Raw genomic sequence first — 14,025 nt, 5'->3', positions numbered from 1 at the left:
ACAAAACGTTAGCCACGCGCGTGCGGCGGAACACTGTTTTGTGGCCAGCGCCGCAACGCGGTCATACATCGCGTTCTATGCTGGAATACTTCCCCCAAGGAGTTCGTGCCCATGACGGCAACCCGTGAACTGGGCCGCTCTGGCCTGCATGTCCGCCCGCTCGCCTTCGGCGGCAACGTGTTCGGTTGGAGCGCCGATGAAAAGGCCAGCTTCGCCCTGCTCGACGCCTTCGTCGATGCCGGCTTCAACCTGGTCGACACCGCCGATGTCTACTCAGCCTGGGTGCCGGGCAATGTCGGCGGCGAATCGGAAACGCTGATCGGCAAGTGGTTTGCCCGCAGCGGCAAGCGCGACAAGGTGGTGCTGGCGACCAAGGTGGCCAAGTGGGCCGAGCGCCCCGGCCTGACCCCCGACAACATCAATGCCGCCGTGGAGGATTCACTGCGCCGCCTGCAGACCGATGTGATCGATCTGTACCAGGCGCACGAGGATGATGAATCGACGCCGCTGGAAGCCACCCTGGCCGCGTTCGGCCGCCTGATCGAAGCCGGCAAGGTGCGCGCGATCGGTGCCTCCAACTACAGCGCCACGCGCCTGGCCGATGCGCTGAAGGTATCCACCGACTACAAGCTGCCGCGCTATGAAACGCTGCAGCCGGAGTACAACCTGTACGACCGCGCCGGCTACGAGACTGAACTGGAACCGCTGGTGCAGCGCGAGCAGATCGGCGTGATCGGTTACTACGCACTGGCCAGTGGTTTCCTCAGCGGCAAGTACCGCACCCCGGCCGATGCGGGCAAGAGCCCGGCGCGCGGCGAAATGGTGGTCAAGCGCTATCTGAACCCGCGTGGCCTGCGCATCCTGCAGGCGCTGGACGACGTGGCCAGCAAGCACAACGCCAGCGCTGCGCAGATCGCGCTGGCCTGGCAGATCGCACGCCCGTCGATCACCGCACCGATCGTCAGCGCCACCAGCGTCGAACAGCTGCACGACCTGCTGGCGGCGGCCAACGTGTCGCTGAGCGTGCAGGATGTCGCAGAACTGGACGCCGCCAGCGCCGAAGGGTGAGACCCGGTAGTGCCGGCCGCTGGCCGGCATTTCGCAGCGACGAAGAAAATAATTGAACAAAATGGTTGCGCACGACTAAATCGTGGTTTATCGTGCGCACCTCGTTCCAACAACCACTGGAAACTTCCCTTGAACGCGCATTTCGTCGCCACCGCCAAACTGCTGCCATGCCTGCGCATGGATGTGCCGGCGCGCGCGTTTGGCAAGGAAGACCAGCTGACAACGGCCTGATACCCGCCCTGCGGAGATCGGCCACCCCGATCTCCGAGGCCTGACGACGCCCTCGGAACGCGAGTCCCGGGGGCGTTTTCGTTTGCGTCGACACAAGGACCCGCGATGCCAGGACTGCACCCCGCGCGGCACACCGCCGCCGTCTGACCCAGGTATTCCCGCCGTGCCGAAGCATTTTCTTCGCGCGAACGGCAACGCCTGGACATTATCTGCATCGCACCACAACATTATCGCCCGCCGATAATGTCGGCGGCCTGCACCCTCGATTCTCCAACGGTCCCGTTTCAAGCACGGGCTGGTGCGCGCGGCTGTGCCGTGGCGTATGCCGGAGGTCGCGGACATGCCATCGCCTGGGCTGCCTGCTGGTTGCAGGCACCGGTTCGCCGGTACGCGGTTCGATTCCGCGCGGTCCCCAACTGGATAGCTCAGTCGGGTAGAGCAACGGATCCTTAATCCGTCTGTCGTGGGTTCGATTCCCACTCCAAACACATGACCTGTCACGTCATGACTTGAAGCAACACCCGGGGCGCAAGCCCCAGCGGCCATCGTTGCCGTGCCTGCCACCGCCTTCGGGCACGGCGGGCACGGCAACGGACTGCACGCCGGGCCCCGGCCCGTCGCCACCCCCTGCCCTGTTCCACACCGGCGCTTGCCGCCGGCAACGAGCACGGCAACGGTGTCGACGCACCGCCGGCTCCGCGCGCGGACCGTCCCGCGATGGCCGCCCTCTTCCGCCCGCCGGCACGCCCTGTGCCTGCGGGCCACGCAACGACCGTATCGACCCGGGTCGCGGCGCTTTCCAATGCACGGGTCGAACCACCAGAGCCATACAAGGAGAGACTCCCATGTTCTGGACCATCAAGGTCGTGATCGGCGACGGCGAGCGCGGCCTGGTGTATCGCAACCGTCGCTTCCAGCAGATCCTGCTGCCGGGCGTGCACCGCCTGTCGCCGTTCGGCGGCCGGCCGCACGTGGACGTGCACAACGCATCGAAGGGCGCAGCCTACGCAGGCAGCGATCAGGACGCCCTGATCGAAGCCCTCGGCGCACAGGTGGACACCCACTTCGTGCTGGCCAATGTGGGCGCCAGCGAGGTCGGCCTGGTGCTGCGCAACGAGCGCATCGACGAAGTGCTGCCGCCGGGCAGCCGCCGCCTGTACTGGCGGGGTTCGGTCGACACCCGGGTGCGCGTGATGGCCCTGGGCGACGAGCCGCGCGTGCCCGCCGATGTGCAGCAGCGCCTGGGCCAGCTGGGCGTGCTGCCGCGCGTGGCGGTGATCAGCACCGTACCGAGCGAGTCGGTCGGCCTGCTGTTCATTGATGGCACGTTGCGGCAGACCCTGGGCGCCGGCCTGCACGCGTTCTGGAACTTCAACGGCAACGTGTCGGTGGAGCGCGTGGAACTGCGTGCGCGTTCGCTGGACGTCTCCGGGCAGGAACTGCTGAGCCGCGACAAGGTGACCCTGCGGGTGAACCTGGCCGCGACCGTGCAGGTGGTCGACCCGGTGCTCGCACACCGCACGCTCAGCAATGCCGATGAGTTCGTCTATCGGCAGCTGCAGTTCGGCCTGCGCCAGGCGGTTGCCGCGCGCAGCCTGGATGAGTTGCTGGGTGACAAGGCTGCGCTGGACGGTGAGATCGCCGCCCATGTGCAGGTTGCGATCGAAGGCCACGGCGTGCAGTTGCTGGGCGTCGGCATCAAGGACGTGATCCTGCCGGGCGAAATGAAGGAAATCCTCAACGGCGTGGTGCTGGCCGAGAAGCAGGCGCAGGCCAGCGTGATCCGCCGCCGCGAGGAGGCCAACGCTACGCGTTCGCAGCTCAACAGCGCAAAGCTGATCGAGGAGAACCCGGTGCTGATGCGCCTGAAGGAGCTGGAGGCACTGGAAAAGGTTACCGAGAAGATCGACAAGCTCACCGTGTTCGGCGGCCTGGATGGCGTGCTGAAGCAGCTGGTGACGATGAAGTAGGGGGCTGGGGCGGCGCAGGGACGCGCCGCCGGCCCAGGCAGGACAATCACGAGAACATGGACATTCAACACAACTATCAATGGCTGCACGCCGAAGGCACCACCCCGATCAAGGGCTGGGTCAATGGCGTGCCGCTGGAAGCGCAGGCCCATGAGCAGCTGCGCAACATCGCCGCGATCCCGTTCGTCGGGCCGTGGGTGGCGGTCATGCCCGACGTGCACCTGGGCAAGGGCGCAACCGTCGGCTCGGTGATCCCGACCCGCGGTGCGATCATTCCTGCGGCCGTGGGCGTGGATATCGGCTGCGGCATGGCGGCGGTGCGTACCACGCTGCGCGCCAACGACCTGCCCGATGACCTTCGGCAGCTGCGCAACAGCATCGAGCGCAGCATCCCGGTCGGCAATGGGCGCGGCGGCGAGCATCACCGCATGCCCGACAGCATCCACACCCGGCTGGTGCAGTCCGGCCTGGCCGCCGGCCTGGAGAAGATCAAGGACAAGCACCGGAAGATCCGCACCGACAAGCTCGACCGCCAGCTGGGTACGCTGGGTGGCGGCAACCACTTCATCGAGCTGTGCCTGGACGAGACCGATACGGTGTGGGTGATGCTGCACAGTGGCTCGCGCGGTACCGGCAACCTGATCGGCACCTACTTCATCGAGCAGGCGCGCCGTGAGCTGGAGCGCCGGGTGCTCGGCTTCCACTTGCCGGACAAGGACCTGGCCTTCTTCATGGAAGGCGAGCCGTTGTTCGACGACTACGTGGAAGCGGTGACGTGGGCGCAGGACTACGCGCGGCAGAACCGCGAGGCGATGATGTCGCGGGTGCTGGCCGAGATGCGCTACCGCCTGCCGAAGTTCCAGCTGGCGGCGATGGCGGTGAACTGCCACCACAACTACGTGCAGAAGGAAACGCACAACGGGCAGGAGCTGCTGGTGACGCGCAAGGGCGCGGTGAGTGCGCGCGAGGGCGAGCTGGGCATCATTCCCGGCAGCATGGGCACGCGCAGCTACATCGTGCGCGGCAAGGGCAACGAGGACAGCTTCCACAGCTGCAGCCACGGCGCCGGGCGGGTGATGAGCCGCGGTGCCGCGCGCCAGCAGATCACCCTGGCCCAGCACCGGGAAGCGACGGCACATGTGGAATGCCGCAAGGACAGCGGCGTGCTGGACGAGTCACCGGCGGCGTACAAATCCATTGATGATGTGATGGCAGCGCAGCTGGACCTGGTCGACGTGGTGCACACGCTGCGGCAGGTGCTGTGCGTGAAGGGGTGATGGCGCCGCTTGCAGTAGATCCACGCCATGCGTGGATGAAACGGCGCCGACCACGTTCGGTATCACCCAGGACGGCCTGCCGCGCATTCAACGCGGCAGGCTGTCTTCGCCCACCAGCGCGTGATGCACGCCAATGCCGGCGCGTACGCCTTCGGCCATGGCCAGGGTGATGTTGCCCACCGTGGTCGCGTCACCGGCGGCGTATACGTTCGGCACCGAGGTCTGCTTCATCATGTCGACCTCCACCAGTACGCCCATCATGCTTTCCACCAGCGTACAGCCGAGCTGCTGCACCAGCGGCGTTGCCATCTGCTGCATGGCCGGAACGAACAGGGCGCGCTGGGCGATGCGGCGACCATCGGCCAGTTCCACTTCCAGCCACGTGGGCTGGTCGCCCTGCACGCCCACCACCGGAGTGGTTTCAATCTGTACACCGCGCTGCTGCATGGCGGCCCGTTCTTCATCGCTGATCGGCAGGCCCTGGCTGAAGAAGGTGACGTTGCCCCATTCGGCAAACAACGGCGCCTTGGCGGCCGACATCGGGTGGCCGCCGAGCAGGCCGATGGCACCGCCACCGACTTCATAGCCATGGCAGTAGGGGCAGTGCAGCACGGTGCTGCCCCAGCGTTCGGCCAGGCCGGGCAGTTCGGGCAGCTGGTCGGCAATGCCGGTGGCCAACAGCAGTTTGCGTGCGGCCAGCACCTGGCCATCGGCGGTGCGCACTTCCACACCGTCGGCGCTGGACTGCGCCTGCACTACTTCGCCCTGCACCCAGCGCACGCTGGGGTAATCGAGCAGCTGCTGGCGCGCGTTCTTCAGCAGTTCGGCACCGCTGACGCCGTCCTGGCCCAGCACGCCGTGCGAGTGGCTGGCAGCGCGGTTGCGCGGCAGGCCGCTGTCGATGATCGTGACCGGGCGGCGCGCACGCGCCAGGATCAGGCCCGCGGCAATGCCGGCGTAGCTGCCGCCGACGATGAGGACATCAGGATTCATGGTGACCTTCCAGGGAACGGTGGTGGGCAAGATGGCGGGCGAAGTCGGCACCCAGCTGGTCCAGGGTGGTGGCCTGCAGCCGCGCTTCGAGCAGGCGCTGGGCCTCGCGTGCGCCGTCTTCCAGGGCCTGGTTGACCAGGTGCTGGATCGGGCAGCCGCCGCCGTTGTCGCGGTTGCCGACATGGACCATCGGCGGTGCGCCGACAGCCCGATAGATGTCGTGCAGGCTGATCTGCGCGGGGTCGCGTGCCAGCTGGCTGCCACCGCCATGGCCACGGGTGCTGCGCACCAGGCCGGCCTTGTGCATCTGTGCCAGCAACCGGCGGATCACCACCGGGTGGGTCGGCAGGCAGGTGGCCAGCTGTTCGGAGGTGCGCGGCCCCTGCTGGCCGACCAGGTGGGCCATCACGTGCAGGGCGTCTGAGAGCGGGCTCGCGGATTTCATGTAACTACAATAGTTACATTTAAACCTGCTGTCGAGGGTCCCTTTTCGTTCCATATGGACACATCTGTCCTATTAAACATTTCCTTCACCTCTCTAAACGGAACGGTAATGTGATCGACTTCGCACTTCAGGACGCTCAAGGACGGTCGATACCGCATCGCCCCCCTTCCGAGATTTCGTTCCATGAAAGCCTCCTCCAGTGCGCCGCGGCTGCAGTCGAAGCTGCTTGGTGCTGTTTCCGTTGGTCTGGCCATTGTCCTGCTGTGCGCCCTGGCGGGCCTGGCATCGGCGTGGCTGAAGCTGTCCGCCGACGTCCCGCCGGAAGTCGCCCACAGCCGCGACGCCGAACGCCTGCAGCGCGAGTTCCGCGGCCAGGTACAGGAATGGAAGAACGTGCTGCTGCGCGGCCACGACGATGCATTGCGGCAGCGCCACCTGCAGGCCTTTGATGACGAAGGGAAGCTGGTGGACACCCTGGCCCAGAGCCTGACCGGCAGCCCCGATGCACGCACGCGTGAACGGGCGCAGGCCTTCATCGGCCTGCATGCGCAGCTGCAGAAGGACTATCACGCCGCGCTGCAGGCATTTGCCGAGGCCGGCTACGACCCCGCCGCCGGCGACACCCTGGTGCGTGGCAAGGACCGCCCCGTGGCGGCGGCACTGGATGGCCTGAGTACGCATGCATCGCAGGTGGCCGAGGCTGCAGTGAGCGCACGCTCGCAGCAGGCACGCCGCACGCTGGTGCTGTCGGCGGGGCTGACCATCGCCGCATCGGTGCTGCTGCTGGTCGGCCTGGGCTGGTGGCTGCGGCGCGCGGTGGTGCAGCCGGTGCTGGCAGTGGAAGCCGCGGCGCGGGCCGTGGCGGCCGGCGATCTGGACCATGTGGTGCAGGTGCGCAGCCGCGATGAGATCGGTCGCCTGGCGCAGGCCATGCAGGCAGTGCAAGGCAGCCTGCGCGGCGTGCTGTCGGCACAGGCGGCGATGGCGCAGGCGCATGACGCCGGCAGCATCAGCCACCGCATGGATGCCGGCGCCTTCCCCGGCGCGTACGGCCGCATGGTGGCCGACAGCAATGCGCTGGTCGATGCGCACATCCAGGTGAAGATGCGCGCGATCGCGATCATGGGCCGCTATGCAGTGGGCGACCTCAGCCAGGACATGGAGCGCCTTCCCGGCGAGAAGGCGGTGATCACCGAAGCACTGGATGCGGTGAAGCACAATCTGGCCGCGATCAATGGCGAGATCCGCCGCCTGGCCGGTGCCGCCGCCGCTGGCGACTTCAGCCAGCGCGGTGACAGCGCGCGCTTCGACCACGATTTCCGCGCCATGGTCGATGGCCTGAACCGCCTGATGCAGACCACCGAACAGAACCTGGGCGAGGTGTCGGGCATGCTGCGCGCCATTGCCGATGGGCGCCTGGGTGCACGCATGCAGGGTGACTTCCAGGGCGTGTTCGCGCGCATCGCCGGTGATGCCAACACCACGGCCGCACAGCTGGCCACCATCGTCACCGACATCAAGCACACCTCGGGCAACATCCACACCGCCGCGGCGGAAATCGCCGCCGGCAACAACGATCTGTCGCGCCGCACCGAGCAGCAGGCGGCCAACCTGGAAGAGACCGCTGCATCGATGGAGGAACTGACCTCCACCGTGCGCCAGAACGCCGAACACGCGCGCCAGGCCAACCAGCTGGCGATCGGCGCACACAGCGTGGCCTCGCAGGGCGGCGACGTGGTCGGCCAGGTGGTGGTGACGATGAGTGCGATCGAAACCTCGTCGCGGCAGATCGCCGAGATCATCAGCGTAATCGACGGCATCGCGTTCCAGACCAACATCCTGGCCCTGAACGCCGCCGTGGAAGCCGCGCGGGCCGGTGAACAGGGCCGCGGCTTCGCCGTGGTGGCCAGCGAGGTGCGCACGCTGGCGCAGCGTTCGGCGGCTGCAGCCAAGGAGATCAAGGCCCTGATCGAAGCCTCGGTGGAACAGGTCGGCCACGGCGCGCAGCGTGTGCGCCAGGCCGGCGACACCATGGCCGAGATCGTGGCATCGGTACAGCGCGTGACCGACATCATGGCCGAGATTTCCGCGGCATCGCAGGAACAGAGCGCGGGCATCGACCAGGTCAGCCAGACCGTCATCCAGATGGATGGCACCACCCAGCAGAATGCCGCGCTGGTGGAAGAAGCCAGCGCCGCCGCACGCAGCCTGGAACAGCAGGCCGACCGGTTGATCGAAGCGGTGGACGTGTTCGACCTGTCGAGTGCGGCGACGGTGACCAGAAGTGGGTTGCCGCGCGCCGCATGAGAGATCCGCCGGGCATGGCCCGGCGCTACCATCGCGCGGGATCTGTAGAGCCGAGCCTACGCTCGGCTCACCTCAGCGCAGGTAGTCGCTCTGCGCCATCGCATCGCCCAGATGATCCAGGAACGAACTGATGCGCGCCGACACCGCAGTGTTGCGGTAATACACCGCATGGATGGGCTGGTACACATCCAGCGTCTGCGCAGCCAGCACCGGCACCAGCGTGCCGGCGGCGCGGTCGCGCTCGGTCACGAAGTCGGACAGGCAGGTGATGCCCACGCCTTCCACCGCCAGCCGGCGCAGGGTTTCACCACTGGATACGGCCACATCGGGGCGCACCAGCAGCTGGCCGTCGGCATCGCCGGGCAGCGGCCAGCGGTTCAGTGATTCCGGTTCATTGAAGCTCAGCAGCGTGTGCTGGCCCAGCGCCGCCGCGCTGGCCGGTTCGCCGTGCGCGGCCAGGTAGGCCGGGCTGGCCACCAGCTGCAGTCGGCAGCGCCCCAGCGAGCGCGCATGCAGCGTCGAGTCGGCCAGCGGGCCGATGCGGATGGCCAGATCGGTACGCCGTTCCAGCAGGTCGATGTAGCGCTCGGAACTGTTCAACTCCAACTGCACTTCCGGGTAGCGCGCGCGATAGCTGGCCACCAGCGGCGCGATCACGTGCAGTACGAAGGGCATGGCCGCATCCACGCGCAGCCGCCCGGCCGGGCGTTCGCGGCGCGCCGCCATCTGTTCCTCGGCCGATTCCACCGCATCGATGATCGCCCGCGCGTGCCGCACATAGGCCTCGCCTTCGGCCGTCAGGTGCAGGCGGCGGGTGGTGCGGGTCAGCAGCGTGGTGCCCAGCTTGTCTTCCAGCCGGCCCAGCGCGCGGCTGACGCCTGAAGGCGTCTGCCCCAGCTGCTCGGCGGCGGCACTGATCGAGCCGCTGTCGATCACCGCCAGGAAGGCCTGCATTTCGTCGAGGGTGGTCTTCATGCCGCCATTATTGACCACCAGGCAAGAGTGATTGGCGTGAAGACTGGTTTTTCGGCAAAGGTGCGCCGCGCACACTGCGCGCCTTCCTTCCCTCCGGAGCCTGCCATGACCCGTGGCATTCCCCTCGCCCTGCTGGCCTTGACCCTCGGCGCCTTCGCCATCGGTACCACCGAATTCGTCATCGTCGGCCTGATCCCCACCATCGCCGCCGACCTGCACGTCAGCCTGCCTTCGGCCGGCCTGCTGGTTTCCCTGTACGCCCTGGGCGTGGCCATCGGTGCACCGGTGCTGACCGCACTGACCGGCCGGGTGCCGCGCAAGCAGCTGCTGGTGGCGCTGATGGTGCTGTTCACCGCCGGCAACGTCATCGCCTGGATGGCACCGGGCTACACCTCGCTGATCGCCGCGCGGATCCTCACCGGCCTGGCCCATGGCGTGTTCTTCTCCATCGGCTCGATCATCGCCACGGCGGTGGTACCGAAGGAAAAGGCCGCCAGCGCGATCGCCATCATGTTCACCGGCCTGACCGTGGCCCTGGTGACCGGCGTGCCGCTGGGCACCTTCATCGGCCAGCACCTGGGCTGGCGCGCGACCTTCCTGGCCGTGGCCGCGCTGGGCGTGGTCGCCCTGCTGGGTGCATTGCTGTTCGTGCCGCGCAACGTGCCGCAGAGCGCACCGGCCAGCTTCCGCCAGCAGCTGGGCGTCCTGGCGCAGCCGCGCCTGCTGCTGGTCTATGCAATGACCGCGCTGGGCTACGGCGGTACCTTCCTGGCCTTCACCTACCTGGCGCCGATCCTGCAGGACGTGACCGGCTTTTCGGCCAACGCAGTCAGCCTGGTGCTGCTGGTATATGGCGTGTCGGTGGCCATCGGCAACCTGTGGGGCGGCCGCCTGGCTGACCGCCTGGGCCCGGTGCCGGCGCTCAAGCGGATCTTCGCGCTGCTGGCCATCGTGCTGTTCCTGCTCACCTTCACCGCGTACAACACGTGGCTGATGCTGCTGACCGTGCTGGCCCTGGGCGCGGTGGCGTTCGGCAACGTGCCGGGCCTGCAGGTGTACGTGGTCAAGCAGGCACAGCGCTACGCACCGCAGGCCACCGATGTGGCCTCGGGCCTGAACATCGCCGCGTTCAACATCGGCATCGCCCTGGGTGCCTCGCTGGGCGGCCTGGTGGTGGAGCACATCGGCCTGATGCACACGCCGTGGCTGGGCGCGCTGGTGGTGCTGGTGGCGTATGCGCTGACCGCGCTCAGTGGCCGCCTGGACCGCCGCGATGGCATTGATGATCGTGCCGAAGGCGTTGCGGTGACAGCGCACTGAGCGATGACACGCCGTACCGGCCGCGCGCCGGTACGGTGATGCAATGCACCGTTGCCGGCATGCATGCAGGCACTGCCCTACCCTTGCCGGATATTCCCGCATCCCTCCCCTCTGCTGGAGCTTCCCATGACTGTCCCCGCCTTTGGTCTTGGCACCTTCCGCCTGAAAGACCAGACCGTGATCGATTCGGTGCGCAATGCGCTGGACGTTGGCTACCGCGCCATCGACACCGCGCAGATCTACGGCAATGAAGCCGAGGTCGGCCAGGCCATTGCCGAATCCGGCGTGCCGCGCGATGAGATCTACCTGACCACCAAGGTGTGGATCACCGAATTCAAGCGCGATGCGCTGCTGGCCAGCCTGCGTACCAGCCTGGAAAAGCTGCGTACCGAGCAGGTCGACCTGACCCTGATCCACTGGCCGTCGCCGAACGACAAGGTGGATGTGCCGATGGAGGAATACCTGACCGCACTGGCCGAGGCCAAGGCGCAGGGCCTGACCCGCGAGATCGGCATTTCCAACTTCACTATCGCCCAGACCCGCAAGGCGATCGGCATCCTGGGTGCCGGCGCCATCGCCACCAACCAGATCGAGATCCATCCGTACCTGCAGAACCGCCTGCTGGTGAAGTTCCTGCAGGACAACGGCATCCAGATCACCGCGTACATGAGCCTGGCCTACGGTGAGGTGATCAAGGACCCGGTGATCCAGGGCATCGCCGGCCGCCACCAGGCCACCCCGGCACAGATCGCGCTGGCGTGAGCGCTGCAGCAGGGCTTTGCGGTGATTCCGTCGTCGACCAAGCGCGAGAACCTGGCCAGCAACCTGGAAGCGGCCGCCATCCGCCTGACCGAGGACGACATGGCGCAGATCGCCAAGCTGGACCGCGGCCATCGCCTGGCCAACCCGGAAGGTATTGCGCCGGCCTGGGATTGAGAGACCCTTCGGGAATCCACCGATGACGATGGGGCCGGCACCGTCCGGCCCTATTGTTGCCCGCGTGAAATCCTGCGAAGGGCGTCCAGTACCTCCTGCACATCCAAGGGCTTGCACAGGAAGCCGGCGGCACCCAGGGCGTGTGCCCGTTCGATGACCTGCAGGCGTGTGTCGGCGCTCATCACCAGGATAGGCGGGCCCCCGGCCCTGCATCCGGCTGCCTCCAGCACCTCCCAGCCACTGCAGCCCGGCATGTGAAGGTCAAGCAACACCACGTCGGGAGCCAGCGCCGCCATTGCGGCGTGCGCATCACGTCCATCGCGCCGACAGCTCAGCCGATGACCTGCACACTCGATCAAGCGCTCGACCACCTGCCGGTTGGTCTCCACATCTTCGAACAACAGACAATGCAAGGGTCGCACCGCGCTTGCATGAGCCTTGAACAGTTCCTCAAGCGAAGGTGCCGATTCTCCAACGGCAGCAACCGGGGCAGTGAAGCACCACTCGAACGAGGCCCCGCCCCATTCGCTGCGACCTACACCAATCGTCGCGCCCATGGCATCGGTGATCAGTCGCACGATGTAGAGCCCAAGGCCTACGCCCTGCTCGCAGCGCGCATCGCCCTCGCTTACCTGCACGAATGGCGAGAAGATCGCATGTCGATCACGCTCGTCAACACCGCAGCCGGAATCGGAGACGACAATGCGGACCTGCCACGCCTCAGCGGTGCGGCTGGCGTCCACCGACACGCGCGTCTCCCCGCCCATCGGGCTGAACTTGATGCCATTGCAGACAAGATTGGTCATCACCTGTTCGACCCGTCCTGCATCGACCAGCATCCACGCCGCAGGATCGCATTGCTCCACACTCAGCAGCACCCCCCTCTCTGCCGCAGCCGGTACGCAGCTGGCCTGCATCGCGTCAAGAAGGGAAGCCAACGAACAAGGCTGGGGGCGAAGCCGGAGTTTGCCACCATCAATGCTGGCCACATCCAGGACGTCGTCAATGCGGTGCCGCAACGCCCGCGCCTGCCTGGCCACCACTGCGAGCGAGCTGCGCTGGGCGAGGGTGGCGGTATCCACTTCCAGCAAGTGGATACCGTTGATGATGGCGTTCAAGGGGGTACGCAGTTCGTGGCTCATCGTTCCCACGAATCTGCCCTGCGCTTGGCGGGAAGCAACCGCGCGAAGCGCAATGTCACGCATGGCGGCAACCATGGTGGCCACCACGGCGGGCAGCAGGATCGTCAAGGCCAAGGCATACGCAAGGTAGGCCGGTCGGGACAGCCAGTAGCCCTGCGGCGCCGCCCACAGCAGTCCCAGCGCCGTCGCAGCGATTGCCGGAACCATCGCCTTGCGTCCATAGATGGCGGTCGCGGCGATCACGAGAAACGGCAGCGTTGCGTTGAGCGTCATCAGAAGGATGAAGGCGGCATCGACCTGCATCGTGACCATGGCCAGACTGAGCAGCAGACCGGCCGCGTCACGCCATGCCGTACCCCGATGCTTGAAGACATTGACCCATAGCGCCCATGCCGCAGACAGCAGCAGAAGAGCAATGGACACGGGTAGTACCCGCTCGACCTCGTTGGCCAGCACCGGTTGGGGTCCATCAATCCAGAGCCAGCACCACAGCGTGGCCATCGCTTGCAGGACCACTCTGAACAGACTGGCACGCGGCTCCTGGAGGCAGGAAAGCAACAATGCGAGCCGATGCATCTCCAGTGTGCGCGCGGCTTGAAGCAGTGCGGCAGGGCCCGCACCGGGCCCATGGTACGGGTCATCTCGCATGGCGTATCTCTCTCATCTGTGCAGGTTGATGGAGCGTTGCAGAAGACGTTGTGCCGAGGCAGCGACAGCGCGTGATCGCCGCCGTACGACATCGGTTTCCACACCTGACCGGAGGCAGTCAGCCAGGTCCTCGCACGCACTGGCGATCATCAGGCTGCCCAGTGCCGAGGTAATGCTCTTCAGCGCATGCAACCGCGTCAGCTCTGCCTCCAGGTCACTGGCAGGCTCGCTCACCGCCGCCGTCGCCCAGCGATCAATGGCTTCATTCAACGCTGCCACGAACCCGGGGAGCTCAGAGGGCGAGGTGGATGCAATCAGCCGAAGCATTGATCGCTCCCCAAGTTCTGGACCCTCGGTGGACGCTGTCCCTCCGCTCGGTACCGCAGGCCGTTTTGTGGTGCGCATGGTTCTCCTTCATCTGTCGCATGCGACCTGTTCCTGCATGCCACTCGCGGTCACACACGATTCGCTGCAGGGCCGTATGCGACACCAAGCTCCCCCCGGAGTACTACTGCATCCGCTCATGGATGAGCGCGAATACGCCGGGAAACTGCTCGGAGAGCAGCCAACCAAGCACAGTTCCAAGCAATACGCCCCCAAGGATGACGCTCGCTCTTGCCAAGGGTGACAGCCGCTTCAGATCCATGGCATCCAGCATCCACGCAACGAAAGCGTCGCGCCATCAGAATCCTTTCAAACTGCCCGGAGGTGCA

Annotated in this window: 10 protein-coding genes, 1 tRNA gene and 1 pseudogene; 7 read left to right on the top strand and 5 right to left on the bottom strand. The window is 66.5% G+C overall.

The features are described from left to right. Positions 1–111 precede the first annotated feature (111 nt). From ACM2ZB_RS16055 to ACM2ZB_RS16040, 4 genes are all read left to right on the top strand, one after another. On the top strand, positions 112–1,068 hold the full coding sequence (locus tag ACM2ZB_RS16055; RefSeq protein WP_313436677.1) for an aldo/keto reductase: 957 nt from the start codon (positions 112–114) through the stop codon (positions 1,066–1,068). Positions 1,069–1,716: 648 nt separating this feature from the next. Continuing rightward, positions 1,717–1,784 (top strand) — tRNA-Lys (locus ACM2ZB_RS16050). A 360-nt stretch (positions 1,785–2,144) separates the two neighbouring features. Next, entirely contained in the window at positions 2,145–3,269 is a 1,125-nt protein-coding gene (locus ACM2ZB_RS16045) for a slipin family protein (protein ID WP_416056182.1), read from the top strand. A 56-nt stretch (positions 3,270–3,325) separates the two neighbouring features. Next, complete coding sequence (locus ACM2ZB_RS16040; protein ID WP_416056181.1) at positions 3,326–4,546, top strand: RtcB family protein; 1,221 nt, start codon at positions 3,326–3,328, stop codon at positions 4,544–4,546. A gap of 87 nt (positions 4,547–4,633) precedes the next feature. On the opposite strand, the gene ACM2ZB_RS16035 is transcribed toward ACM2ZB_RS16040, so the two are convergent. Together ACM2ZB_RS16035 and ACM2ZB_RS16030 are read right to left on the bottom strand one after the other, a co-directional pair. Next, a complete protein-coding gene (locus ACM2ZB_RS16035) occupies positions 4,634–5,539 on the bottom strand; it encodes an NAD(P)/FAD-dependent oxidoreductase (RefSeq protein WP_416056180.1) in 906 nt (301 codons plus the stop codon). Then, positions 5,529–5,984, bottom strand: a complete 456-nt coding sequence (locus ACM2ZB_RS16030) for an Rrf2 family transcriptional regulator (protein ID WP_416056179.1) — start codon at positions 5,982–5,984, stop codon at positions 5,529–5,531. The genes ACM2ZB_RS16035 and ACM2ZB_RS16030 overlap by 11 nt, the downstream gene beginning before the upstream one ends. A gap of 183 nt (positions 5,985–6,167) precedes the next feature. Here ACM2ZB_RS16030 and ACM2ZB_RS16025 point away from each other — a divergent pair, with 183 nt between their 5' ends. Continuing rightward, positions 6,168–8,291 (top strand): methyl-accepting chemotaxis protein, encoded by a 2,124-nt coding sequence (locus tag ACM2ZB_RS16025; protein ID WP_416056178.1) that lies wholly within the window; start codon positions 6,168–6,170, stop codon positions 8,289–8,291. Between the two features lie 72 nt (positions 8,292–8,363). Here the strand turns inward: ACM2ZB_RS16025 and ACM2ZB_RS16020 are convergent, their stop codons facing one another. Next, a complete protein-coding gene (locus tag ACM2ZB_RS16020; RefSeq protein ID WP_416056177.1) occupies positions 8,364–9,266 on the bottom strand; it encodes a LysR substrate-binding domain-containing protein in 903 nt (300 codons plus the stop codon). A gap of 105 nt (positions 9,267–9,371) precedes the next feature. On the opposite strand from ACM2ZB_RS16020, the gene ACM2ZB_RS16015 reads away from it, so the two are divergent. Next, positions 9,372–10,586, top strand: a complete 1,215-nt coding sequence (locus ACM2ZB_RS16015; RefSeq protein ID WP_416056176.1) for an MFS transporter — start codon at positions 9,372–9,374, stop codon at positions 10,584–10,586. 126 nt (positions 10,587–10,712) lie between these two features. Next, positions 10,713–11,522 (top strand): annotated as a pseudogene (gene dkgB, locus ACM2ZB_RS16010) (2,5-didehydrogluconate reductase DkgB). A gap of 50 nt (positions 11,523–11,572) precedes the next feature. Here dkgB and ACM2ZB_RS16005 read toward each other — a convergent pair. Further along, the gene (locus ACM2ZB_RS16005) at positions 11,573–13,312 is read right to left on the bottom strand and encodes a hybrid sensor histidine kinase/response regulator (protein ID WP_416056175.1); all 1,740 of its coding nucleotides are present in this window, start codon (positions 13,310–13,312) and stop codon (positions 11,573–11,575) included. A gap of 12 nt (positions 13,313–13,324) precedes the next feature. Then, entirely contained in the window at positions 13,325–13,639 is a 315-nt protein-coding gene (locus ACM2ZB_RS16000) for a hypothetical protein (RefSeq protein ID WP_416056174.1), read from the bottom strand. Positions 13,640–14,025: the final 386 nt, after the last annotated feature.

The organism is Stenotrophomonas maltophilia, assembly GCF_047782825.1.
Taxonomy (GTDB): Bacteria; Pseudomonadota; Gammaproteobacteria; order Xanthomonadales; family Xanthomonadaceae; genus Stenotrophomonas.
The sequence above is the reverse complement of the archived record's forward strand: the minus strand, read 5'-3'. Positions and strand labels throughout refer to the sequence as shown.

Coding starts and splice junctions, on each gene's coding strand:
- ACM2ZB_RS16055 (WP_313436677.1), top strand. CDS start 112: ATGACGGCAACCCGTGAACTGGGCCGCTCTGGCCTGCATGTCCGCCCG.
- ACM2ZB_RS16045 (WP_416056182.1), top strand. CDS start 2,145: ATGTTCTGGACCATCAAGGTCGTGATCGGCGACGGCGAGCGCGGCCTG.
- ACM2ZB_RS16040 (WP_416056181.1), top strand. CDS start 3,326: ATGGACATTCAACACAACTATCAATGGCTGCACGCCGAAGGCACCACC.
- ACM2ZB_RS16035 (WP_416056180.1), bottom strand. CDS start 5,539: ATGAATCCTGATGTCCTCATCGTCGGCGGCAGCTACGCCGGCATTGCC.
- ACM2ZB_RS16030 (WP_416056179.1), bottom strand. CDS start 5,984: ATGAAATCCGCGAGCCCGCTCTCAGACGCCCTGCACGTGATGGCCCAC.
- ACM2ZB_RS16025 (WP_416056178.1), top strand. CDS start 6,168: ATGAAAGCCTCCTCCAGTGCGCCGCGGCTGCAGTCGAAGCTGCTTGGT.
- ACM2ZB_RS16020 (WP_416056177.1), bottom strand. CDS start 9,266: ATGAAGACCACCCTCGACGAAATGCAGGCCTTCCTGGCGGTGATCGAC.
- ACM2ZB_RS16015 (WP_416056176.1), top strand. CDS start 9,372: ATGACCCGTGGCATTCCCCTCGCCCTGCTGGCCTTGACCCTCGGCGCC.
- ACM2ZB_RS16005 (WP_416056175.1), bottom strand. CDS start 13,312: ATGCGAGATGACCCGTACCATGGGCCCGGTGCGGGCCCTGCCGCACTG.
- ACM2ZB_RS16000 (WP_416056174.1), bottom strand. CDS start 13,639: ATGCTTCGGCTGATTGCATCCACCTCGCCCTCTGAGCTCCCCGGGTTC.